24 protein-coding genes, 8 pseudogenes and 1 riboswitch are annotated in these 24,015 nt (G+C 38.5%); of the genes and pseudogenes, 6 read left to right on the top strand and 26 right to left on the bottom strand.

From position 1 onward, the window contains the following. Positions 1–37 precede the first annotated feature (37 nt). From JCM13188_RS05550 to hpaB, 20 genes and pseudogenes are all read right to left on the bottom strand, one after another. A pseudogene (locus tag JCM13188_RS05550) lies at positions 38–492 on the bottom strand (flavin reductase family protein). A gap of 18 nt (positions 493–510) precedes the next feature. Further along, positions 511–1,218: pseudogene (locus JCM13188_RS05555) on the bottom strand (hypothetical protein); the annotation flags it as partial. Positions 1,219–1,367: 149 nt separating this feature from the next. Further along, positions 1,368–2,870: a 4-hydroxyphenylacetate 3-hydroxylase family protein gene (locus tag JCM13188_RS05560; RefSeq protein ID WP_054752709.1), complete on the bottom strand. Its 1,503-nt coding sequence runs from the start codon at positions 2,868–2,870 to the stop codon at positions 1,368–1,370. Between the two features lie 117 nt (positions 2,871–2,987). Continuing rightward, a complete protein-coding gene (locus JCM13188_RS05565) occupies positions 2,988–3,341 on the bottom strand; it encodes a PucR family transcriptional regulator (protein ID WP_054752711.1) in 354 nt (117 codons plus the stop codon). Between the two features lie 9 nt (positions 3,342–3,350). Next, positions 3,351–3,554, bottom strand: a pseudogene (locus tag JCM13188_RS20465) (hypothetical protein); the annotation flags it as partial. 18 nt (positions 3,555–3,572) lie between these two features. Then, the gene (locus JCM13188_RS05570; RefSeq protein WP_054752713.1) at positions 3,573–4,091 is read right to left on the bottom strand and encodes a hypothetical protein; all 519 of its coding nucleotides are present in this window, start codon (positions 4,089–4,091) and stop codon (positions 3,573–3,575) included. A 155-nt stretch (positions 4,092–4,246) separates the two neighbouring features. Beyond that, positions 4,247–4,624, bottom strand: a complete 378-nt coding sequence (locus tag JCM13188_RS05575; RefSeq protein ID WP_054752715.1) for a 4-vinyl reductase — start codon at positions 4,622–4,624, stop codon at positions 4,247–4,249. Next, entirely contained in the window at positions 4,608–4,805 is a 198-nt protein-coding gene (locus JCM13188_RS05580) for a XylR N-terminal domain-containing protein (RefSeq protein WP_054752717.1), read from the bottom strand. Before JCM13188_RS05580 ends, JCM13188_RS05575 begins: the two co-directional genes overlap by 17 nt. A gap of 19 nt (positions 4,806–4,824) precedes the next feature. Next, positions 4,825–5,073: an MFS transporter gene (locus JCM13188_RS05585; protein ID WP_054752719.1), complete on the bottom strand. Its 249-nt coding sequence runs from the start codon at positions 5,071–5,073 to the stop codon at positions 4,825–4,827. Positions 5,074–5,111: 38 nt separating this feature from the next. Next, entirely contained in the window at positions 5,112–5,366 is a 255-nt protein-coding gene (locus JCM13188_RS05590; RefSeq protein WP_279401439.1) for a hypothetical protein, read from the bottom strand. Further along, a complete protein-coding gene (locus JCM13188_RS20470) occupies positions 5,339–6,001 on the bottom strand; it encodes an MFS transporter (RefSeq protein WP_369404842.1) in 663 nt (220 codons plus the stop codon). Before JCM13188_RS20470 ends, JCM13188_RS05590 begins: the two co-directional genes overlap by 28 nt. A 58-nt stretch (positions 6,002–6,059) precedes the next feature. Further along, a pseudogene (locus JCM13188_RS05600) lies at positions 6,060–7,487 on the bottom strand (NAD-dependent succinate-semialdehyde dehydrogenase). 5 nt (positions 7,488–7,492) lie between these two features. Then, positions 7,493–7,882 (bottom strand): 5-carboxymethyl-2-hydroxymuconate Delta-isomerase, encoded by a 390-nt coding sequence (locus tag JCM13188_RS05605; protein ID WP_054752725.1) that lies wholly within the window; start codon positions 7,880–7,882, stop codon positions 7,493–7,495. 20 nt (positions 7,883–7,902) lie between these two features. Continuing rightward, positions 7,903–8,646 (bottom strand): fumarylacetoacetate hydrolase family protein, encoded by a 744-nt coding sequence (locus tag JCM13188_RS05610; RefSeq protein ID WP_054752727.1) that lies wholly within the window; start codon positions 8,644–8,646, stop codon positions 7,903–7,905. Further along, positions 8,633–9,439: a fumarylacetoacetate hydrolase family protein gene (locus JCM13188_RS05615; RefSeq protein ID WP_054752729.1), complete on the bottom strand. Its 807-nt coding sequence runs from the start codon at positions 9,437–9,439 to the stop codon at positions 8,633–8,635. Before JCM13188_RS05615 ends, JCM13188_RS05610 begins: the two co-directional genes overlap by 14 nt. A 76-nt stretch (positions 9,440–9,515) precedes the next feature. Further along, complete coding sequence (hpaI, locus tag JCM13188_RS05620; protein ID WP_054752731.1) at positions 9,516–10,424, bottom strand: 2,4-dihydroxyhept-2-ene-1,7-dioic acid aldolase; 909 nt, start codon at positions 10,422–10,424, stop codon at positions 9,516–9,518. A 21-nt stretch (positions 10,425–10,445) separates the two neighbouring features. Beyond that, positions 10,446–11,425: pseudogene (hpaD, locus tag JCM13188_RS05625) on the bottom strand (3,4-dihydroxyphenylacetate 2,3-dioxygenase). 21 nt (positions 11,426–11,446) lie between these two features. Further along, positions 11,447–12,943 carry a 5-carboxymethyl-2-hydroxymuconate semialdehyde dehydrogenase gene (gene hpaE / locus JCM13188_RS05630; RefSeq protein WP_054752735.1) on the bottom strand — a complete coding sequence of 499 codons (1,497 nt, stop codon included), beginning with the start codon at positions 12,941–12,943 and terminating at the stop codon, positions 11,447–11,449. Positions 12,944–13,217: 274 nt separating this feature from the next. After that, entirely contained in the window at positions 13,218–13,685 is a 468-nt protein-coding gene (locus JCM13188_RS05635; RefSeq protein ID WP_054752737.1) for a flavin reductase family protein, read from the bottom strand. Between the two features lie 22 nt (positions 13,686–13,707). Then, a pseudogene (hpaB, locus tag JCM13188_RS20475) lies at positions 13,708–15,194 on the bottom strand (4-hydroxyphenylacetate 3-monooxygenase, oxygenase component). 114 nt (positions 15,195–15,308) lie between these two features. Between hpaB and JCM13188_RS18095 the strand changes: the two are divergent. After that, positions 15,309–15,455: pseudogene (locus JCM13188_RS18095) on the top strand (hypothetical protein); the annotation flags it as partial. A gap of 9 nt (positions 15,456–15,464) precedes the next feature. Further along, the gene (locus JCM13188_RS05645; protein ID WP_279401484.1) at positions 15,465–16,223 is read left to right on the top strand and encodes a LysR family transcriptional regulator; all 759 of its coding nucleotides are present in this window, start codon (positions 15,465–15,467) and stop codon (positions 16,221–16,223) included. Positions 16,224–16,402: 179 nt separating this feature from the next. Here JCM13188_RS05645 and JCM13188_RS05650 read toward each other — a convergent pair whose 3' ends face one another. The 4 genes and pseudogenes from JCM13188_RS05650 to JCM13188_RS05665 form a co-directional block, all read right to left on the bottom strand. Beyond that, positions 16,403–17,227: a MetQ/NlpA family ABC transporter substrate-binding protein gene (locus JCM13188_RS05650; RefSeq protein WP_054752741.1), complete on the bottom strand. Its 825-nt coding sequence runs from the start codon at positions 17,225–17,227 to the stop codon at positions 16,403–16,405. An 18-nt stretch (positions 17,228–17,245) separates the two neighbouring features. Continuing rightward, the gene (locus JCM13188_RS05655) at positions 17,246–17,908 is read right to left on the bottom strand and encodes a methionine ABC transporter permease (protein ID WP_054752743.1); all 663 of its coding nucleotides are present in this window, start codon (positions 17,906–17,908) and stop codon (positions 17,246–17,248) included. Then, complete coding sequence (locus JCM13188_RS05660) at positions 17,898–18,914, bottom strand: methionine ABC transporter ATP-binding protein (RefSeq protein WP_054752745.1); 1,017 nt, start codon at positions 18,912–18,914, stop codon at positions 17,898–17,900. The genes JCM13188_RS05655 and JCM13188_RS05660 overlap by 11 nt, the downstream gene beginning before the upstream one ends. A gap of 89 nt (positions 18,915–19,003) precedes the next feature. Next, positions 19,004–19,119, bottom strand: a riboswitch (SAM riboswitch). A 288-nt stretch (positions 19,120–19,407) separates the two neighbouring features. Further along, a pseudogene (locus tag JCM13188_RS05665) lies at positions 19,408–20,353 on the bottom strand (MBL fold metallo-hydrolase). A 202-nt stretch (positions 20,354–20,555) separates the two neighbouring features. On the opposite strand from JCM13188_RS05665, the gene JCM13188_RS05670 reads away from it, so the two are divergent. Continuing rightward, positions 20,556–21,086, top strand: coding sequence for an alpha/beta family hydrolase (locus JCM13188_RS05670; protein WP_369404843.1), 531 nt, complete (start codon positions 20,556–20,558; stop codon positions 21,084–21,086). A gap of 67 nt (positions 21,087–21,153) precedes the next feature. Continuing rightward, entirely contained in the window at positions 21,154–21,516 is a 363-nt protein-coding gene (locus JCM13188_RS05675; protein WP_054752747.1) for a nuclear transport factor 2 family protein, read from the top strand. Positions 21,517–21,552: 36 nt separating this feature from the next. Here JCM13188_RS05675 and JCM13188_RS18100 read toward each other — a convergent pair whose 3' ends face one another. Both JCM13188_RS18100 and JCM13188_RS18105 read right to left on the bottom strand, forming a co-directional pair. Continuing rightward, a complete protein-coding gene (locus JCM13188_RS18100) occupies positions 21,553–22,008 on the bottom strand; it encodes a substrate-binding domain-containing protein (RefSeq protein ID WP_369404856.1) in 456 nt (151 codons plus the stop codon). A 6-nt stretch (positions 22,009–22,014) separates the two neighbouring features. Beyond that, complete coding sequence (locus JCM13188_RS18105) at positions 22,015–22,434, bottom strand: LysR family transcriptional regulator (RefSeq protein ID WP_279401442.1); 420 nt, start codon at positions 22,432–22,434, stop codon at positions 22,015–22,017. 109 nt (positions 22,435–22,543) lie between these two features. Here JCM13188_RS18105 and JCM13188_RS05685 point away from each other — a divergent pair, with 109 nt between their 5' ends. Both JCM13188_RS05685 and JCM13188_RS18110 read left to right on the top strand, forming a co-directional pair. Then, positions 22,544–23,593: a citrate/2-methylcitrate synthase gene (locus JCM13188_RS05685; RefSeq protein ID WP_279401443.1), complete on the top strand. Its 1,050-nt coding sequence runs from the start codon at positions 22,544–22,546 to the stop codon at positions 23,591–23,593. A gap of 239 nt (positions 23,594–23,832) precedes the next feature. Then, positions 23,833–23,982 carry a hypothetical protein gene (locus JCM13188_RS18110; protein WP_279401444.1) on the top strand — a complete coding sequence of 50 codons (150 nt, stop codon included), beginning with the start codon at positions 23,833–23,835 and terminating at the stop codon, positions 23,980–23,982. The last annotated feature ends 33 nt before the right edge of the window (positions 23,983–24,015 follow it).

Below are 24,015 nucleotides of genomic sequence, written 5' to 3' on the forward strand. Positions count from 1 at the left end.
AATTTGTTATTTCAAAACTGATAAATAAAGAGGTGCTCTAAAACACCTCTTTATACCACTTGGTAACTCCCATATTTACCACTAAAAAAGCTAAAGGACTACCATCTGTTAGTTTCAACTCTAGTACTTCCCCAATAAATAAAGTGTGATCACCAGCTTCGACACTTTTATCTACTTCACATATGACTGATGCTAATGAGTCTTGGATAATAGGAATCCCATATACCTCATCAAAGCTTACGACATCTGGATTGTCTTTTTGTCCTGCAAAATGCATCGAGACTTCTTTTGTTCGTCTTTTAAAATGCTAACAGCAAACTTCCCAGATTCTTTGATATAATCTAGCATTTTTGCATTATTGTCGATTGATATTGTAATGAGCTGAGGATCTAATGATACTGACATAAATGCATTTGCTGTCATCCCATGTGTTTGATCATTTACTTTAGTTGTAACGATCGTTACCCCCCGTTGCAAATTTTCCCATTGCATCTCGAAATGTACGGTTCTTCATCTGTTTGCCTCCTTCATATCAAACTTTTCGTTTATGGCTCTATAAAACTTAATTTCAGCATACTGTTCACAAAGTAACTTCTTACCAAACGTTTCTAAAAAATGGCCATCTGATGAATGACTTGTTTTCTTATAGATAGCTGGTATTTTATTTTTCCCTTGTATAATCATTACGTCGTAGTAGGTATCTTTTAGACAGTTTAAATAATCAGGTACCTCTAGCTTATAGACACCTTCTTTCTCTGTTGATTGAACAACTGGTTTAATAGAATATTGATTCCCTAAATAATACGGAATCATCTCAACCGCACCACTACTAATCAATTCTCTTATTCTAGTTGAACTTATTTTTTCATTATTAACTTTTTTCTTATCGATCACTGATAATTGATAGTCATACTGATCTTTTAATTCTCCTAGTAACTTGGCATTACCTGATGCTTTAAAACCGAATGTAAAATCAAATCCCACAACGACATGTTTAACAGTTAGTTTACATATATAGTTCTCTATAAAGTCCTGAGGTGAAAGAGAAGCGAAATCCATATTAAACGGTACTATATATAATCGTTCAACTCCGAGTGATTTCAACTTATCGATCTTTTCCTCAAGTGTCATAATATATTTGATGGAACCTCTACCTTTAATGACTTCATTTGGGTGAGGGGTAAAGGTCATCGCAGAAAATGTTAGATTGTTTCTCTTAGCTTGTTTATTCGCTTCATTTAAAAGCTCTTGATGGCCTAAATGAACACCATCGAAAAACCAATGGCCATTGACTGAGGTGACATCTCTAAAAAATCCTCTTTATACTGTAAATACACCATTTCCATCTTGGAATACCTCCAGTCGAACTAAACTTTTAGCTCTTGCTGTTCTGGGTTAAACCATGTGTTAGATGTCCAACCATTCAAATCATAGTCACTTAAAGCATCATCTACAAATTGTTTAAACAGGTTCATTTGACCATTAGATTCTGCGATCTTCAAGTTATCTAAACGTATCGCATCCTGATTACCAGCATAATTAATCTCATAAAGTTCATTTCTTCCACCAAATTCAGTTCCTATTGCATCCCAAACCATTTTTAGTAATTTCACTCTCTCTTCAGCTGAAATACCTCCAGACCCTTTATAATACTGGTCAAGATATGGGCGTAGTTCAGGGTTTAAAAAGTCTTTAGAACTTGATGGCAATTGTATTAAACCTCCTGCGACAACTTGTTCAAAAACTTCTTTAACTTTAGGCCAAACCATCGGGGCAAATGTACGATAAGCTGTAGCATACGTTTTATTAGGTAAGACGTAGCCTCCTGGGGCCTCTTCAGGATCAGTTGCCATTGCAGTTGAAATAGACCAGAACATATTTCTCCAGGCAATGACTTCACCAATTGCGGCCTGAACTCCTCTAAAGTTATTTGAGCCTGCAGATTCAGTCGCTTTCATTAACAATCCGACCATGAAATCCAGTTTTACTGCAAAACGTGTGCAGCCTTGGAAGGTATAGCGGTTTAACCAACCTGTTTGAGGTCTAAAACCATTTGTAATCTCAATATTTTTATAGGTTAAAACGTCTTCCCAAGGAATAAAAACATTGTCTAAAACGATAACTGCGTCATTTTCGTCAAATCGACTTGAAAGTGGATAATCAAAAGGTGATCCAGCTTTAACGGCAATTTCTTCATATGATTGCCTGCTGATGACTTTAAGACCTTGTGCATTCATTGGAACAAAGAATATTAAAGCGTGACTATCGTCACCTGGCATTAACGGCGCAAAATTAGCTACAAAGTTATAATGCGTTAATGCAGCTGATGTACCTACCATTTTGGCACCGCTTACAATTATGCCATCATCACGCTCCTCAACTGCACGAACAAACGTCTTTATTTTTTCAAGAGGTTCACTTCGATCCAATTGAGGATTCACAATGGTATGATTACAAAACGGAACTTCAATTTGGCCTTTCTTATACCAACGTCTTGCATTGTCCTCAAAACCTTCATAGAAATCTGCAAAAGGGCCGAGTGACCCTAAAAATGCGGCTTTATAATCAGGAGTTCTGCCCATAAAACCATAACTAAGCTTAGACCATTCTGCCATCGCGTCGCGTGCTTCCAATAATTCTTTTGAATTTCTTGCCGCTTTGAAAAATTTATGTGTTTTCGTACCATAGTCTGAATCTGTTGTTAAAATGTCTTTCTTATCAGGAGCATGTAAAGCATCATATAATAAAGAAACTGATTTAGCTGCATTTCGATAAGCAGGGTGCGTCGTTACATCTTCAACTTTTTCACCGTTTAAATATACTTCACGGCCGTCTTTAAGACTTTCTAGATATTCTTTACCTGTGTACATCCGATAACCTCCTAAATATTTAGAAAATTCTAATTAAAGGTTATCAAATAAACACCCTTCATTCTACGACATAAAATGTTCAAGTTAGGTCATTTAATCAAACAGAAATTGTCTAACCTATAATTCGAGTTCACCCTCACTTATTAAAAATTGCAAAGTGATGTAAAGTTGATGAGTGATTTCTGGGTTGCGTAAGTTATGTCCAGTAAGTTGTTCAATTCGTTTAACTCTATAACGAAGTCCACTCAGTGATAATGATAAGTCTCTCATGGTCTGCTCTAAGTTCCCTCCATTAGATAAGAACACATATAATGTTTTAAGGAGTTCACTTGAATGATGTTCTGCATGATATATAGGGTCTAGGAGTTGTTTAGCCTTAAATCTAACCGCATCTTTATTTGAAGAATCTAGTAACAGTCCAATGACACCTAGTTCGTCAAACTCTGTTACTTTGTTATGACCTTTTGTCATTTGCAAAGCCACCTTAGCTTCATGGTATAGATGGCTGGCTTGTTCAATTTGGTTATCTATTGTGCTAATTCCTATTGAATAACTTAATTCGGGTTCAGCTTGCTTTAAGTAACTAATAAGTGAGGAGAACTTTTCATAAGGTTCAGATTGAACCAGAACAATGATTTCACTTCCTTTTTGACCAATCAGTATATCTTTAGATTTTTTTAAAATAGTCTCTGACCCAACTAATTAAACGATCATTAATAGTAAATCGTGATCCTCAGCAGTCTGGATGTTTGAATATTTTAGAATGGCGATTTGAAATGGTTTGCTTAAGTCAATGCTTATAAAGGACCCACGTTTTAATATTTCTTGTTTAGTTAATGCTTGACCCGAAATAATCTGTTCTAAAAATTGACCTTTTACGCGTTCTGTTGCTTCAAACGCATTTTTCTCATTTAATAAATATAAAGAACAAACAGTTGCTACCCTTTCTAATATCATTTGGTCGGCCTTTGATAATTGCACTTGATCTTCCTGAATGAATGAACAGTAACCTAAAAGTTGTTCTTTTAAATAAATAGGAGTGACCATCCTGCAATGACTTCTTGTTTCTATGATCTCTGTTTGATCGTATTTTTCTACTATCTCATGTTCATAAATTTCTATAAGTCTGTCTTCCTGAATTCCTGAGTAAGCTATCGGATTAAAATGGACATCTTCTATTAATAATGGCACTTTCGTTTCATTATGTACGACACTCGCCATGTCTTGGAGGTCACTACCGTTAGCAAGTTCATCTGTTAGCAGTTTATGAATATGAAAACTACGAGATATAATGTTTTGTTCTTCAATTAGTTGTTTATACGTTTTTTTCTAACTCTTTTACGATAGCTTGATCTTGGTAGTATCTTAGCTCCTCCTTAATATCTTCCCCCCCACTCTTGCAGGGTTTTTCCTACATAAGAACAATGGGAGTCTCCCATTCCTTTACAGCTTACTTCTTTAAAGTAAACGGACTTTTGACAGATTTCAGAGTAATACCCACTTGCATAACCAACTAGTGTGTGACATACCGGAGAATTCGAGCAGCCAAACTGTTTAATGTATTCTTCAGCCTCATATGAATTTAGCCATTTACCTTCGACATGTATACATTGAACAGATTGATCTGAATTATAGTCAATACTAAAATGAGTTCTAACTACCTCTGTATAACCACGCATCATATGCAAAGTGGGGCCTTTTTTAAATGATTCTCTAGTGATAGCTTGTGATTTTTCTTCATTTTTTAGCGTCATTGACTCCTAAGTTCCATCCATATCGAATCATAAACCCTTTCATTCTCGACTCTGAAATGTTTTCTGATAAATCTTTAACCAAAGTTCCAAATACTGAAGGAGAAGTCAAGATCATACGTTCACCATCAACCATAATCTCTCCACGTTTATTAGATGTCATCTCAAGTTTATTATTACCCAAACTCAAACTCCCCCTATTCTTAATTGGCTGGCAAGAAATTGTGAACTTTCAACTTTATAAATAAAAATAAAATAATCGGTATTATAATTAAAAACAGTGATGATACTCCATACATCTCGGCAAAACCTAAGCTCTTTACGATAAAACCTAGCATCACTGAACCTATCGCCATCCCTAAATCCATGCCTGTTAAGAACATTACATTTGCAGTACCCCTCTTCTCTGCTGAAACTGTACTAACCGCGAACGCTTGCAGAGTAGGGTGCATAACTCCGTATGCGAATCCGTAAAATGCTCCCGCAACAACTAAAAACCAATCGAGTCTACGGACATTAATATAGCTAAGCCTAAAAACCCTGTTAGACTCGAGATGTAAATAAGTTTAATTCCATAACCACGATCGAATAATGAACCAGCGAAAAGCCTAGCTCCGATTATTAGTGCAACAAATGAAACAAAAAACCAAGTGATTTGGTCCTCTAAGTTTATTTCTCTACCTAAACCTTCTATAAAATTGAAAACACTACTAAACGTTATACATAACAAAACATAAGCGCGCAAGGCAGTATAGCCCGCTTATCAAACAACATTGTTAATTTATTATTTAAGGACTTTTGAGTTGCTGGGGTCTGAAAAGACTTTACGAAAATTAAGAACACAAGCATTAATACTACCAATATTGTAGTCACGATGATTACTGTATTGAACGAACTAGAATGGAATAACATTATGGCAAGCGCCGGACTTAAACTAGCACCTAAAGTCGTAGCTAATGCAAAATAGTTAAATCCCTTCCCTGTTTGTTTGGTTGGGATTATATATGAAACTTGTGTGGCTAAGATCGTGGAAATGATACCAAAATTGACTCCTTCGATGAATCTAATTAAGAGTAAAAAATAAATAGACTCCCGATCATAGCTCAACATAAGGCATATAAATAATAGAATGAGATTCAATATGATTGTTTTTCTAAAATTAATATTCAAAATATACAAGGATAAAACAAATCTAGTTACGATCGCGGCGGACATAAATGCAGTTAACATTAATCCTGCAATGGTAGGATTATTTGAAAAGCTCATGACATAAATAGGAAACACTGAATTAATAACATGTATCGAAAGAAAAAATAGAAGTGTGATAGAAATGATAACGATATATTGTGGTGTCCAGAGCTTACTGTTAGTCATGATCATAACCTACTCTCAAACATTCTTTATATGTATAAAAAGAAGCGGATTTTCATCCACTTCCCTATAACCCTAACGAAATATATTTCGTCTCCAAGTATTCTTCTATGCCGTAATACCCACCTTCACGACCTAATCCACTTTCTTTGAAGCCACCAAAGGAGCTTGTGGTGTCGATGGTGCACCATCATTTAATCCGACGATTCCAAAGTGTAGGGCTTCGCTAATTCGGAAAGCGCGGCTAATGTTTTCAGTAAATACATATGATGCTAAACCGAACGGAGTCTGATTCGCACGCTTGATCACTTCATCTTCAGCTTGAAAAGTAGTGACTGGTACTAGTGGCCCGAAGGTTTCATCATTCATGCACACCATGTCGTCATTTACATTTGATAGAACAGTTGGCTCAAAGTAGAACCCTTTGTTATCCTCGATTTTGGATCCACCTATTTCAAGTTTCGCACCTTGATTGACGGCATCCTGAACATGTTCATCTACTTTCTTCATTGCATCTTCATCAATTAATGGGCCAATGTCGGTTCCGTCGTCTAAGCCGTTGCCTACTTTTAGCTGTCTCACTTCTTCTTTTAATAGTTCTAAAAAGTCTTGTTCGACTGATTCATGTACATATACACGGTTAGCGCAAATACATGTCTGACCTGCATTTCTGAATTTCGACTGAATAACACCCTTAACGGCTTTCTTTAAATCAGCATCTTCCATGACAATTACTGGAGCGTGACCACCAAGTTCTAGCGACACTTTTTTCATCGTGTTAGCCGCATCACGCATAAGTAACTTCCCTACTTCCGTTGATCCTGTAAATGTCAGTTTGCGAACTCTGGAGTCATCTGACCAGGCTTTTCCGATTTGACTCGAACTACCTACAACTATATTGATGACGCCTTTAGGAATGCCTGCTTTTTCAGCAAGTTCTACTAGTTTTATAGCCGTTAGCGGTGTTTGAGTAGCTGGTTTAAACACAACGGTACAACCTGCTGCTAATGCTGGTGCCACTTTTCTTGTGATCATGGCAGCCGGAAAATTCCACGGTGTAATCGCAGACACCACGCCGACTGGCTGCTTTTGAACCAAGATTCTTTGTTTGGATGTGAGGCAGGGATAATGTCACCATAAATTCGCTTACCTTCTTCGGCATACCATTAATAAAACCATTCGCATACTTTACTTCACCGATGGCTTCTTTAAGAGGCTTACCTTGTTCTTCCGTCATGAGCTTACCTAACGTTTCCCTCTCATCGTCTATTAATTGATGCCAAGTTTCTAAGTATTGTCCTCGTTCTTCCGCTGTTAACTTTGACCAACTTTCTAAAGCCGCTTCTGCAGCATCAACAGCTTTAACGGCATCATCCTTTCCCGCTTTAGGTACCTGAGCAATCACTTCCTGGGTTGCAGGGCTCACGACATCTATTTTGTCTAGGTCCTGACCAAACCACTTTCCATCAACATAAAGCTCATATAACTTCGTCAATTCTCTCACCCTTTCTTTTTATAACGTTCATGAATATTATTTTTCTTATAGGTCGGAAACGTAAATTCATAGAGTTCTAGTGAAAAAGCTAAGTACCGTTCATCAAATAAATGACCGAGTTCTTTGGTAACAACATTATAAATCTCATCACAGAGTAATTTCTTCTCATCATCAGTTCGCCCCGTGCCGAGCTTAAGCGTACCGTGAATAAAGGCATCATTCTCTTCCCCATCTGCAACAACATAATGAGACAGTTCAATAGCTCTTGATCTTAGGCCTCCGATTGGAACGATATGGTCATGTTTAAGAAGTGCTTGATTGATTTTTAATAAAAGGCTTGATACGTCGATCTCTTCTTTTAGGTTATTCGTATATTCTAAAGTGAAATGCGGCATGGGATCACCCTCCTTCTGCCTTATTCGCCTACAATCGTATTGACCAGTCTTCCGATTCCTTCTACTTCCGTTACGACTTCGTCTCCTACTTTCGTGTCTACCGAACCTTTTGGTGTCCCTGTTAAAATTAGGTCACCTTCATTTAATGTCATAAAACTACTTAAGTATTCGATTAACTCGGCCACACCTAAAATCATGTCTTTTGTGGAGCCTTCTTGAGTTTTTTGACCATTCACAAACGTTCTAAGCTGCAGGTTCATAGGGTCGTCAATATCATCCTTCTCAACCATCCATGGACCAACCGGCGTGCAGCCATCACGGTTCTTCACTCTTAAGTTCGGGCGAAAATAGTTTTCTAGATAATCACGAATCGCATAGTCATTAGCGATGGTGTAACCTTTGACGTAGTCTAATGCATCTTCTTTGTTGACATTCTTAGCACTTTTCCCAATCACAACTGCGAGTTCACACTCGTAGTGCATAAACTCGACATCATTCGGTCTAACAGTTTTTCCAAGGTGACCGTTTACCGTATTTTTACCTTTAAAGAATACAAGCGGTTCTGGTAAGGGACTCGTAAATGAAAGTTCCTTGGCGTGATCAGCATAATTTAATCCAAGCGTAAAAATCGTTTGCGGTTCTACGGGTGCTAACCATTCGACTTCCTGTTCATCAAGTAATCTACCATCCCGTAATTGTACTTTCCCATCAACTTCAACGACATCGTGCACTCTTGATTCATACATTACCCTACCGTACTTCATCTGCACTCACCTCACGTGTATAAACATCGCTCTCTTTTACGACGTCATGTTCTAAAAAACCTACGTGTTCAACTTCAATTTTTACTCGGTCTCCTAGCCTCGCATACGGCTGATGTTCGGGAACCCCTACAAGCAGAACATCTCCTTCATATAACGTCATAAACTCAGTCACGTCTTCTAATAATTCAGGAATAGTTCGAATTAGATTATTTGTATTGTTTTCTTGTTTTAACTCACCGTTTACCCACACTTTAGTGGTTAATTGGTGCGGATCTTTTATTTCATCCCGTTTAACAATCCACGGCCCAATTGGGCAAAATCCATCTCTTGCTTTTTGCTTAATAGCTGGCCTGTAAACACTTGCAAAAGGCAAACTGACATCATTAACGACCGTGTAGCCCTCAATGTAATCAAGTGCGTCTTCAGCTTTAACCTTTGTCGCCGTTTGTCCAATGACTAACCCTAATGCAGCTCCAATTTGAACTTGCTCTTCTCCCTCAGGTAATGGAATGGGCTTCTGATGCGACGAAAATGTATTAACAGGTTTAATATAAAGAACCGGTGCCTCAGGCGGTTTTTGGTATGGCTTTTCATCCATTTCGGGTTTTAATAGCTCATATTCCCCTTTATAGTTGAGGACCGTTCCGTATAATGTACCTGATATGGGATTATCAAATGTTAATTGATTTATAGAATAGTTTTGGCCATTTAGTATCACTTGTGAGTTATCTAAATCTAATTTGCCTTCTTTTATTTGAGGAAAGCCTTGAAGCTTGAATTTTATGCGTGTCATTGAATGATCACCTCTTTCACATTATGTAAAAACATTTGAGGTAAGCAGGCTAACCTTAGCCAGCTTACCTAATAGTTTAAATTAATTTATAATCCTTTAGCGTCTGACGAATATCATCTTGAATACTTTCAGATGGTAGATCCATCGGCAATCTTAAGACAGGTTCAATTTTACCCATCATACCTAATGCCGCTTTAACTGGCGCAGGGTTGGTATCTTTAAATAACACGTCATTTAATCGCATCAATTCATAATGTAATTCTTGCGCTCTTTTTACGTCACCATTAAACCATGCATCGTGCATTTCGGCCACTTTCTTTGGCTCAACGTTCGCTGTTGCACTAATGGAACCTGCTCCGCCTATTGCTAGCATTGGATAACAAAGTAGCTCGATTCCAGAGAATAATAGAAAATCTCTTCCGCAATTCAGGAGCACTCGGTTAACATGTTCAAAGTCCTTATTCGATTCCTTAACACCTATAATATTTGGGCAATCCTTCGCAAGCTTAGCTAACGTTTCAACCTCTAAGTTTTTCGCGGTACGACCCGGTATGTTATAGACAATAATCGGAATGTCTACTGAATCCGCTACGGTTTTAAAATGCTTATAAAGCGCCTGTTGATTTGGCTTATTGTAATATGGAACGATTACCATCGCAGCATCTGCGCCCATTTCCTGCGCTTTCTTTGTTAAGTACATCGTCTCATCGTGGTTGGTTGACCCTGTGCCAGGCGCAAAAGGCACACGACCATTAATCGTTTTAGCTGCATTTTCCATAACTTGAACGCGCTCTTCAATCGTTAATGAACTTGGTTCCCCAGAGGTTCCTGTTACTGAAATAGCATGCGTCCCATTTTCTAACTGGTACTCGATCAGTTCTGATTGTTTTTCAAAATCAACTTCATAATTCGATTTAAAAGGGGTAATAACGGGCGTAATAGACCCTCTTAATTTCTGCTTAATCTCTTCATATTGCTTTGACATACTTAATCCTCCTAACTAGTGTTAAATCATAAATTGAGGTTTGGTCTTTTTAAGCTTCGGCTCACCTGTTTCAACCGGCTCTTCCGTGTGGACATCTAAAACAATCGACGCTTCATCAAACCAGCTATCAGGCGCTTCATGTCCCCAGAACGTTTGACGTAATGGGTCATTTAAGTCCCACTTAATTGGTTTAAAATCAGGATCACTGGTTAAATAATCTCCATTGTAGAGTTCAATGCGGTGACCATCAGGGTCTCTTAGGTATAAGAAAAAGGCATTTGATAAACCGTGCCTACCTGGTCCACGTTCAATGTTTTTCGCATAGCCCATTGAAGCTAAAACGTCGCAACCATCGATTAAACTCATTGGATCTTTCAACCAGAACCCAATGTGGTGTAAACGCGGGCCACTCCGTTCATAAACGCCACATCATGTACACTCGGCTTACGATGAAGCCATGCTGCCCAAATTTGTTCTTGATCATCAACGGTATATTCCGAACAAGCAAAACCTAAGTTATTAATGTAATAATCATAATTTTCTTGAACGTTTGTTACGGCACAGTTAAAGTGATCAATGCGTTGTACTTTGGCACCTTTATATAAGTCATAGCGTTGTAGTAGCCGATCAACTGAATCCATCTCAGCATAAAACTCTACAGGCAAACCTTGAGGGTCTTGAATGCGGAAAGAACGACCCAAAGCGTGCTGAGTTCCTTTTTCAAGCCATCTAACTTTTGTGCCTTCGTTTTCGAAGTAGTTTGCTAGTTTATCGAGATCCTCATCTGAATAAACCTTATAGCTCATGACTTCAAGCACAGGTTTTTCACGCTTTTTTAGGAGTAAACTATGGTGATTGTGTTCTTCAAGTCCTCTTAAAAAAACGCTTTCAGAATCAAGTTCAGTAACGATAAAGCCTAATGCTTCATAAAATTCTTTTGAACGCTCTAAGTCAGTTACGTGTAAAACGGCACGGCCACAACGAATAATATTTGAATTCATAACACTTTCTCCTTCCCTGTTTTATTTACCAAACTGCGGAATATGATGGTCTTTGACTGAAACATGAATAATCTGAGTCTCAGTATAAAATTCGAATGCGTAAAAGCCACCTTCACGGCCAATCCCACTATGTTTAGAGCCACCAAATGGCGTACGTAAGTCACGAACATTTTGTGAGTTCACCCACAACATCCCTGCATCAATGGCTTGAGCAACTCGGTGACCACGCTGAATATCTTTAGTCCAAACGTACCCTGCAAGACCATAACGGACATCGTTGGCTTTTTCGATGACTTCTTGTTCATCTTTAAACGTCATAACGGCAATGACAGGTCCAAAAATTTCCTCTTGGACAACTCGCATATTTTGATCAGCATTTAAAAGTAACGTTGGCGCAACGTAATTTCCTCTACTAAACTCTTCAGGGACCTTTCCACTATAAACCTCACAGCCTTCTTCTTTAGCAAGGTCAATGTAACCTTTAACATTATCGTAGTGATTACGATGCACTAATGGGCCAACTTGAGTGTCAGGGTCCATTGGGTCACCGACACGAATGTTATCAACACGTTGTTTAAGTTTATTAATGAAATCATCGGCAATATCTTCATGAAGATAAACTCTAGAGTTAGCCGTACAACGCTCACCATTAAAGGAGAATACTCCCCATGTACATGCGTCTAGTGCACGCTCTAAGTCAGCGTCATCAAAAATAACAATTGGCGACTTCCCGCCTAACTCCATCGAGAATTGTTTTAGTGCATCTGCACCATTTTTCATAATTTCTGAACCTGTCGTTGTTTCACCTGTGAATGAAATTAACGGAACATCTGGGTGTCTAACTAAAGCAGCACCCGCCGTTTCACCATATCCGTGAACGACGTTAAATACACCTTTTGGTAGACCTGCTTGATCAATCACTTCAGCAATGCGGTTGGCCGAAAGTGGCGACCACTCAGCTGGTTTTAATACGACTGTATTACCTGTTGCTAATGCCGGGGCGATTTTCCAAGTTTCAAGCATAAATGGCGCATTCCAAGGTGTAATAAGACCTGCCACACCAACGGGCTTGCGCACCGAGTAATTAATAAATTCATCATCAACTTGATAAGCTTCACCGTACAGGTGACTTTTGACCATATCCGCATAAAATCTAAAGTTTTTAGCTGAACGGGCTATCATTTTTCTCGTCTGACTAATTGGTAAACCTGTATCATACGACTCTAGCATCGCGATCTCTTCACTATGTTGTTCAATTAAATCACCGATTTTGTAAACGTAATCCAAACGCTCATCTAGTTTAAGCTGGCCCCACTCACCGTGAAAGGCATCATTAGCAGCAGCTACAGCTCGGTCGATATCCGATGCATCCCCTGATGCTACTAAATTAATTTTTTCATTTGTGTAAGGACTTAAGTTTTCGAAAGTTTCCTTGCTGCTAGCTTCGACAAACTCACCGTTAATGTACACCGAAATATCGTCGAGTTTCTGTTGTGCTGGTGCTTGATATTGAGTCACACGATCCTCTCCTTTTAATTGTTTGACAATTCTAACTATTATTTAAGTGTATTATATATGAAATTATATATGATTTCAACTTTTGTTTAGTTATTAAGTAGTGCGAATAAGTTGGGCATAAGAGTTGAGCGCAGGTGACGACTCCAGGTCGGCTAAAAGCAGCCACCGAAAGCGAATTACAATATATGCAAGGAAAACTAATTAACATAAAGAAATGCCCAGCTCAAGCGGGTGTTTAGATTAGAATCCCGCTTAATGCTAGAGCATTTCCTTTTCACTTAAACAGGTTGATAACTCCCATACTTACCTTCAAAAAGGCTAATGGGTTCCCGTCTGTTAATTTAATTTCTAACACTTGACCGATAAATAACGTGTGGTCACCAACTTCAAATGATTCTGCGACATTACACACAACGGCTGCAAGGGCATCGCGAATAACAGGAATCCCACTAATATAATCAAATTCAACAACACTTGGGTCATCTTTTTGCCCAGCAAAATGCATGGAAACTTCCTTCTGTTCATCCGTTAAGATGCTAACAGCGAACTGACCTGACGCCTTAATTCGCTCATACATTCTGGCGTTATGATCAATTGAAATAGTAACTAGCTTTGGATCTAATGATACGGACATAAACGCATTAGCGGTCATGCCATGAGTATCATCACCGACTTGTGTTGTTACAATCGTGACACCTGTTGCAAAACGTCCCATCGCATTACGAAATGTACGATCATCCATTGTCATCCTCCTCAGTCAGTTTTTATACGTTCAGTTTATTGCCAATGGCACTTGGTCTTGCGATATCTTCACGCTTCAAGAAATCTTTAACCATGTCTTTGTATTTTTCTTTATCATACTGATCAAAATAAGCCATCCCCATTTTGACCGGATCTCCGAAGAAGTAATATTCGTAATGAGTTTGGCGGCTACCAAAGGCACTCATTGTTAAATCCCAAGCTAAGCGGAAAATTTGAACGCGTTCAAAGCCTTCCACATTTTTACCTTGCATAGCGCGGTGTAAAATCGGTCCAATTTCTTCTGAGTTGAAGTCATCGTAGCTTGGAATACCCATCATGCCTGAAGCACCAAGGATTCTTAAAATTTCAGCTAATCGAGGGTACACTCTTGGGTACCAGTTACGAGCTGCATTTAACGCTTCAAAGTCTGGAGTCATCACACCCCACTGGTCCAGTTTAGCGTTGTGTTCAGCACGGAATAAATGGGATTTCATGTTCTCTAACGTCAGCATAATTTCAGTACCCTTGTCTTTGACATGCTGGAATCCATCAATTCCAATCGAGTCCATTAATGTTAATACAACACCTAATAAGAACTCTGTTTTAGCAATGTCTTTTGCTACTACCTGATGCGTCATGTGTACAACTGCATTTGTTTCAGCAAAAGCCCTGTTACAAATGGTTGAATCTTCTAATATAAAAATACGATCCCAAGGGACTAGCACATTGTCAAAGGCAACAATCGTATCTCCTTCTTCAAATTTAGAGCCTAACGGGTGATCATAGCTGTTTTTACCATAATCAAACGTCTCACGACTTAAGAATTTTAAGCCTGGCGTATTATTTGGAATCGCAAAAGCTAATGAATATGGATCATCTTTTTCTCCAGCTTTTTTTACTGTTGAAGGAAACACCATAATTTCATCCGTAATACCACCTTGAGTTGCAAGTAGTCTAATGCCATCCACAACTACGCCGTCATCGTTTTTCTCAACAACATGTAAGGCGACATTGGCATCTTTTGTTCAGCCTGAATTTTTGCCCGGTTAACCTGCGGGTGGATTAATGTATGCGTTAAGCTTATGTCATTCTCTCTTGCGTACTCTGCATACTTTCTAGCATTTTCAGCGAATAGTGGATTACTTTGACCGTAAAATTCATAGGCTGCTTCCATCGTCATGACTTCTGCATTTAAGTAGTCTGGAGATCGTCCCATGACACCTTTTGTGAAGTCTTGCCACTCCATAATCGCTTCCCTTCGTTCGATTAAGTCGTCAATCGTTTTTGGAAGCATAAACGTTTACTGACTAAATCGCCTGTCGTCGGGGATTTATACAACATTTTTTTCTGGTTTTTCGTGTTGAATATCGTAAAGTTTAGCCATTGATTGGACAACGTTTTTGAAGGCAGGATGTTCCGTCACGTCCTCTACACGTTCTCCTCCGATATAAACATTGTTTTTAGCTTTTTTAAGTCGTTCGATATACTCTTTACCCGTTTTTGCTGGCATAAGATCTCCTCCTCAAAACTTTGTAAGCGCTTTTAATACTTTATATTTTGAATATTAGCACGACTTTTGGTATATTAAAAATATCAATTATGTTATATATCTATATAAAAATATATGGGAGCTGAGTTAATCGATGGATTTCAAACGTTTAAAGTACTTCCATACGATTGCAATAGAGGGTCAAATTACGAAAGCCGCAAAAAACTTCACATTCAACAACCTCCCCTAAGCAAAAGCCTCAAAGACCTTGAAAACGAACTAGGAGTGACTTTGTTTGACCGTCAATCTCGCAAACTTGTTTTAACTGAAGCAGGTGAAGTTTTATTTAGAAAAGTAGAAGCAATTTTTTCGCATATGGATGATGCTGTAACAGAAGTTCGGGATGTAGGAGAAGGTTATGCTGGCCAGCTTGCGGTCGGCTGTGTTAAAACTTGCTTTTCTTATATTCCAGACAAACTTAATTTATTTAGGTCACAATTCCCAAACATTTCGTTCAGGTTAAAAGAGGGCGATTCTTATACTCTAGCTGAACATCTATTGAATCATGAACTTGACTTCGCCATCATAAGACTCCCATTAGACCTTGAACCTTTTGACTACCTGCACTTACCCGATGAAAATTACGTAGCTGTTTTACCAGAGGAATGGAATGAGCTCCATGATGCGTCTATAACGATGCAGCAATTATCAGAACATCCATTGATGTTATTGCACCGCATTAAAGGGGTAGGCCAATACGAAGTGATTTTAGATAAATTTAAAAGGCGAGGACTAAATCCTAACATTATATTGGATTGTCCAGATGTGGATATGATTCTAGATTTGGTTCGCTCAGGAGTTGGTGGAACCATAATTCCAGAATCGACTTATCACCATAAAAATGTTAGCGGGATTAACATGTTAAAAATTGAAGATGAGGAAATCCCGTCTAAATCAGCAATTATTTGGTCAAAGGATCGTTATTTAACGAAAAGTGCAAGGCGTTTTATTGATATGTTTGAAATGGATACAGCTCAAATAAAAATATAACCACACACAAGGGATTCGTTCACCCTTGGGCGCGGCTTAAACTTGACGTAAAATCATTAAAACTTGACGATTATTTTGAAAAACTTGACGTAAATCTCTAAAAAGTTGCCGATACAATTAAAAAACTTAACGATAACTTGCGAAAAGTTGACGTAAATTCTGCAAAAGTTGACGTAAACCTACCAACCAATCTTATCTAAATCTACAAAAGTAGGAATTAAAGAGTCATCATAAACGTCTCTAATATGGTTCGCTACTTCTTCTGTTTGATAAATGTCTACGATTTTCTGGTACGTTTCATTGTCCGCTTCACTCGACTGCGCGGCAATGATATTAATGTAAGGTGTCGCTGTGTCGTCCTCGACAAAGATTGAATCGTTAACAGGGTTGAATCCCGCTTCAACAGCTACCCCATTATTAATGACAGAGATTGCAACATCCGGTAATACTCTTGGTGTTTGAGCTGCCACGACAGGTTCAAACTTGAGATTTTTCGGGTTTTCTTGAATTTTATCTATGGATCCATTCCCGTCAAAACCTTCTGGAAGTCCGATCAAACCAGCCTTTTCTAGTAATAGCAAGGCGCGTCCCATATTCGTCGCTTCTTTTGGAAGGGCTACGGATGCTCCTTCTGGAATCTCTTCAACACTTTTGTATTTTTCAGAGTATATCCCCATTGGCGCAATGAGCGTTGCCGCAATCGGCTCTAAGTCTAAATTACGCTCTTCAATAAATGCATCAAAGTAAGAAACCGTTTGGAAAGCGTTAAGGTCAATATCTCCGTCAGCTAATGCTAGATTTGGTCTAACATAATCCGCAAATTCTACTAACTCTATTTCTATGCCTTCTTCAGCAGCTAGTTCTTTTACTTTTTCCCATATAGGAACACCAGAACCGTTTAACCCTACTTTAACTGTATCATCTGAATCAGACCCTGAACCGCACCCTGCTAAAACAATTGCCGATATTATTAATGCTAGTGTGATGTTAATTAATTTTTTCATGAATGTTTCCCCCTAAAGTTATAATCTTCGTAGTTTTTTTGATAAAAAGTTTCCAATCATTTGAACGAATTGCACAAGGACAACGAGTAGTACGACCGTCACAATCATAATATCTGTTTCAAACCTCTGATAACCGTATGCAATCGCTAAGTCACCGAGGCCACCGCCTCCAACGAAGCCAGCCATAGCTGAAGCCCCAACTAGTCCGATTGTTGCAATCGTTAAATTTAAAGTAATTGAGCTTAATGCTTCAGGTATTAGAACTCGATAAATAATTTGCCAGTTGGTCGCACCCATCGCTTGAGCCGCTTCAACCACACCTGTATTCACCTCAAGCAAACTACTTTCAACTAGTCTTGCGACGAATGGTGCTGAGAAAAACACAAGCGGAACGACAGCCGCCGCAGTCCCAATAGATGTTCCTACTATGAATCTAGTAACTGGCAAAATGGCAACGAGTAAGATAATGAATGGGACTGACCGAAATATGTTTACAATGACATTGAGTACATTAAAAACAGGTCCATTTTCTATAAGCCCACCCTCTCGAGTAACGACTAACGCAATGCCGAGTGGTATTCCAATTAAACATGCTAGAGCTAGAGATATAAACACCATTAGTAACGTTTCATTTGTTGCTTCAGCAATTCTTGGCCACATTTCAATAATATTAACGTCCATCTGACTTCACCTCCTGGATGATCACTTGTTGTTTGATATATTCTAATGCTCTTTGGATCTCATCATCATCACCTTGGAATTCGACGATTAAATTCCCGAACGGTGAGTCCTGAAGTTCCGTAATTTGGCCGTAAAGCACGTTCACTTCTAAGTCAAATTGTTTCGCTACATTGGATAAAACCGGCTGACTTGCTGATCCGTCCGTGAACGTCACACGGTAGATATAGCGTGTTTCAACTTGGTCTAAAATAGATTTTGGTATTTCGTCATTCATCACTGTCTGAACAAATTTTTGTGTTGTCGGATGTTTTGGTTGTGAAAATAGGTTAAAAATCGATCCCGCTTCAACCACTTTTCCATCCTCCATCACGGCTACTCGGTCACAAATTTCCTTAATAACATTCATCTCATGCGTAATTATTAAAATAGTTATGTTGTATTCATCACGAACTTTTTTTAATAAATTAAGAATGGATTTTGTTGTTTCAGGATCAAGAGCAGATGTTGCTTCATCACAAAGTAAAATACTTGGCGATGTCGCTAAAGCTCTAGCAATTCCGACGCGCTGCTTTTGCCCGCCAGATAACTGGTCAGGATAATGATTCGCGCGGTCGCTTAAACCAACGAATTCGAGTATTTCATTGACCCTTTCTTTGACTTTTCTTTTCGGTGCCCCAGCAAGCGTAAGTGGAAATGCGACATTGTGAAACACCGTTTTCGTCTCGAGTAAATTAAAATGTTGAAAAATCATTCCGATTCCGCGCCTAATGCTACGAAGTTTTCCTGATGATACTTGAGACATATCTTGGCCATCAATTAAGACTTTTCCAGAACTCGGTCGTTCTAATTGGTTCACAAGCCTAACTAACGTACTTTTACCTGCACCACTGAAGCCAATCACGCCAAAGATTTCACCTTTTTGAACCTCTAAATCTACCTGATTAACCGCCTTAAATGATGTTCCTTCGTGGTCAAATGACTTGGTGACTTGATCAAATCGAATCATCTATGTACCTCCTAAACAGTAAAAAACCCTCTCCCCTTATCCAATAGGAATAAGAAGAGAGGGTTGCCATCGTGTATGTAGCCCAGCTCTTCTTATCTTTCAAGCATTCACGACATACTTGCTGGAATTGGCACAGTGTCTGATCGTCATCAGACCCGCTGCCGAGGTTTCAAAGGGCCAGTCCCTCCACCTCTCAGGATAAGAAGAATATATATTTCGGTTTTCGTTATTTAATTTGTGATGTTATCCATCATAATCTGAATTTTAATCACTGTCAATATTTTTTTTAAAAATTATGTCGAAGCTATTCCGTTTGGGGTATACCAACAACAAGGATATCTACCCCGTTTTTCAGTTGATCTACCCCATTTAAAAATATATCTACCGTGAAATTTGTCGACGGAGTAAAAAACGCTTTTTAATCCACCCTATATAGCGAGATACTAACCGAAAGATAAAAAACTCCGCTCAGTGCGAAGTTTTTTTCTAGTATTTATTTACTCTTAGAGAGATAATCTACAATTCCCATGGCGCATACTTGAAGATCTAAGCTTAAATACTTATAAACCGTATGGCTGCTTGGTATGTTGTGTTCAACTAGATGCGTTGTGACAATATTGCTTAAACCATCTTCTACAAGTTTAGTTTTTTCTTCAAAAGAAGCATTAGGATGATCTTCAAAAACCTTTTCCCCAACCCCAACAAACGCGGTAACCAAAAACGGATTTGTTCATACACATGTTTCGGGTCTCGAGACCTACCGAAGTGACCGAAATATATTTGATCCACATTTAGGTTTTCAATTTTCTTAAGTGATTTTAGCATAGCGTCAGGGTCGAATTGATTTGGTGATGTCGATGGTAAAACAAAGTTTAGCCCTTCTGCTTGAGGATAGTGAACCCCTATCGTATCACCAGTAAAATGCCGTTACTTAATGAATCATGGATACTTAAGTGATGCTTAGCATGACCAGGAGAGTCGTAGAACGTAAGCACTCTTCCTCCTATATCTAGTGTGTCACCCTCACCCTTCTCCACTAAACGTTCTTCAGGAACAGGTACGATTGGATCAAACAGTTCATCAAACTGATCACCATAGACTGCCTTAGCCCCTGCAATTAATTTCGCCGGGTCTGCTAGGTGCCTTTTACCTTTTGGGTGAACGTAAACTGTCGCATTTGGACAATGTTCTAAAAAGAGCCCTACACCGCCCGCATGATCTAAATGAATGTGAGTTACAATAATGTGCTTTACATCTTTAGGGTCAAGATTTAAATCTTCAAGCCCTTTTAACAAGTGAGGAACAGACGGGCTCGCACTCGTCTCTACAACCGTCAGTTCATCTGCGTGTAAGACGTAAGCCCCCGTACGTTCTGGCATACTTAAATCATATAAATCTATCAACGTCATATCATTACCTAAATCAATTGGATGTGTCATAATAACCTCCTGTTTGTTTAGTTCTCTATTAAACCTACTTCGATTTATAATAGAAAAACCTTCTTTTTTAATTTCAGATAGTAGTATAATAACGATAAAAAGGACTGAAAAATATGGAATTTATTAAAGATCATGTATTCTCAGAGGAGCGATCAATCTCATACACGCTATTAAAACAAAAAGCCACAAACTTGCTATTGTATTGCCTGGCGCTGGGTATACAAGTCAGGCCCCATTACTTTATTATTCTACTGGTTTGTTTGTGAGTAAGGGGTTTGACGTTCTTCATGTGAATTATTCATACTCGGAAAATCAGCTTAAACAAATAGGTGCTGAAGGGTTGGGCCAAGATGTCAAACGAGTCATTAATCAAGTTGTTCAATTTTACGATGAAGTGATGGTTTGCTCTAAATCATTAGGAACTCTAGCTTTATCTCAAATTGTAGATGATTATAAACCCCAACTGTGCATCTGGCTTACCCCACTTCTGCAAAGGGACGATGTTTTCCATTGTCTTAAAATTAGTGAATTTGCAGGCCTTGTTGTTATTGGAGACCAAGACCCTTGTTATATAAAAGAACGCTATTCTGAATTAGAGCATAACCCTAACTTAAATATGACTCTAGTGAGTGGGGCTAATCATAGTTTGGAACTACAAGACAAGCACCCCACTGAGTCTATCAACATCTTAAAAAAATACCTTGCTCAATTAGAAGGAATACTAAATGCCTAATTATTTGACCTGTTTGGTTTAAAAACTTAAACTAAAATAATAGTAATTTGGTAAAAGGAGTGATCGTATGGCTACAGAACGCCAACAATTCTTCGAAAAATTTAATGAAGCGTTCATGACGGGTGATCTTGAGTTTATTTTAAACAGTGTAACAGATGATGTACGATGGGAAATGGTCGGCGATGACATGATCGTAGGTAAAGAAGCACTTAAAGAGGCTTTAGGTGGTATGAACACGAATGACACGTTTAAATTAAACATTCATCATACGATCACTCATGGAACAGCTGCCTCTGTGAATGGTGTGATCACCTTCACTACCAATGAAGGCGAAGATAAAAAGTACGGCTTTTGTGACGTTTATCAGCTCAACAGCTTTAAATCCGGGAAAATTAAAGAGCTTACATCCTATGTAGTTGAAATGGATTAACAAAAAGGCTTTTGCGAGGTTTCGCGAAAGCCCTTTTTATTGAAACTGGAATTGTGACACAAAATCTATAAATTCTGCTTCTAACGTATGATCGTATTTCGTGATAGCATATGTACTTACAATTGGTAATTTTAATTCAGGAAGATCTACTTGCACAATCCTGCCCTCCAGCACTTCCCTTCTAATGGTTGACTTCGGTAAAAAAGACACCCCAAGTCCACTAACAATGAATCGTTTCGTAATATGGTTCTGCGATACTTTCATTGTTTTGGTGCGTGGGAAAAGCGTCTGAATATCAGAAAGTAATGACTCCCAATAAACGGGATGATTGTGCGTTAGAAGGTAATAATCCTGTAGAACGTGCTCTGCCATTAGCCCAGGCGCCACCTCAGCATCGAACCCATCATGTGGTACGCAAAGAACAACTGGATCATCGTAGAGCTTATGTTGATGCAGCTGATCATCTTTAGTTTTTTGTAAAGTAAATCCGATATCAACCTATTCACTCATTACAGCATCATCAATTTGATTAGACTCCATAATTTCCACAGAAATTTCAACTTCAGAGTGATTCTCTAAATACTTCTTCAAAACAAAAGGCATGATCGTGTCAGCTATGAGTGGCGAGATGGCAAGTTTTAGACTTTTTCTATAGCCTTGCGCATACGACTGAATCTTCTTCAGCCCTTCTTGGTGTAATTCGAGTAATTGACGTGCTTGTTTTAAATAGATTCTTCCTTCTTCTGTTAACCGAACAAATCGTTTCCCACGTTCTAAAAGCGACACACCGAGTTCTTTTTCAAGAGACTTGATATGAACGGTCACTGTTGGCTGGGAGACATATAAAGCTTCAGATGCTTTTCGAAAATTCCCTAATTCCGCTACCGTGACAAACGTCTTCATCCATGATAGTTCCATATTTCGCACCTACCATTAATATTTTTAATTAAATTAATTAAATATATTTAATTTTATTAATTAATATTACATCATATACTAAAAGTAGACAATGTAAGGAGGTATGAAGATGATCTATAAAGGACTAAAGGGAGTTGTGTGCACAGAAACGAAACTTAGTAAAATTGATGGAGAGCGCGGGAAACTCATCTATGCTGGTTACTCAGCTAAAGACCTTGCCATATCTCGTTCATTCGAAGAAGTTGCATACTTATTTTGGTACGGTCAGTTACCAAATGAGAAAGAATTTAAATGGATTCAGGATCAATTTAAGGACAATCGAGAATTACCGTTTCATTTAAAAAACATCATCAAAAGCTTGCCACCATCACTAGAGATGCTTGATGTACTAAGAACTGCCATTTCAGCTGTAGAAGTAACATCTAATGAGAGGCCTTCTATTGACGATTCGATTAAGCTTACTTCTCTTATTCCAAGTATAATCGCTTATCGTTTGCACGCATTAGGAGTTAGATCATTTCCAAGTATACAACGTGATTTAAATCATGTGGCTCACTACTATTACATGGTGACAGGAAGGGAACCTAAGCAAGAATATATTAAACCACTTGAAACGTATATGATTTTGACCATGGAACACGGGTTAAACGCATCAACCTTTTCAGCCAGAGTCACAACTTCAACCGAATCTGATTTAGCATCTAGTATCGCATCAGCTATTGGCACAATGAAAGGTCCGTTACATGGCGGTGCACCGAGCGGGGTTATAGAATTCTTGAATGAGGCTTCTCAATCTGACGATATTTCAGATTTAATTCGGCATAAAGTTAAAAGTGGGGAAAAGCTCATGGGCTTTGGTCACAGGGTCTATCAAACATTGGATCCACGCGCTATGGCTTTAAAACAAATCGTTCATGAAAATCAGAAAGCTGACAAGTGGTTTGAGTTAGCGTTGAAAGTAGAACAAGTTGCGATTGATGTACTAGCTGAACTAAAACCCGGAAGAAACCTTTATACGAATGTAGAATATTATGCAGCCGCCGTCATGAAAGCTCTAGACATTGATTCATCGTTGTTCACTGCTACTTTTACAGCTAGCCGAATAGTTGGTTGGACTGCCCACGTAATAGAGCAACGGCAAGATAACACCATTTTTTAGACCAAAAGCTAAGTACGTAGGACCAACATTATAGAAAGCTTACCTGCAGGTTCACATGTTTTTCCTGCAGGTTTTTTGAGTTTACCTGCAAGTTTTAATCTTTCTTTTAAAACAATTTGAATCTAATTTCAGACGATTATTAAACTTTTAGATAATTATACATATTTTTCTGTTACAATTGTGTTAAATTGGGAAAAAGGATAATATAGGATTAAGGAAACTAAAACTGAGGTGGTTCCATGTCCATTAAGCTTGATTTAACAGACTTAGAACGTCGTAAACTAAGAAGTGCCAAGATTAAGATTGCGGATCTTCATTTGCTCCGTCCTGATGAATTAGCTAAAGCCATTCAGTGCACTGCTGAAAGGGCTAGGTTTTTGACTGTCTAGCGACGTTCCAGCAAATCCCTTCCATTGGTTACC

This window comes from Piscibacillus salipiscarius JCM 13188, from assembly GCF_001311865.1.
Taxonomy (GTDB): domain Bacteria; phylum Bacillota; class Bacilli; order Bacillales; family Alkalibacillaceae; genus Piscibacillus; species Piscibacillus salipiscarius.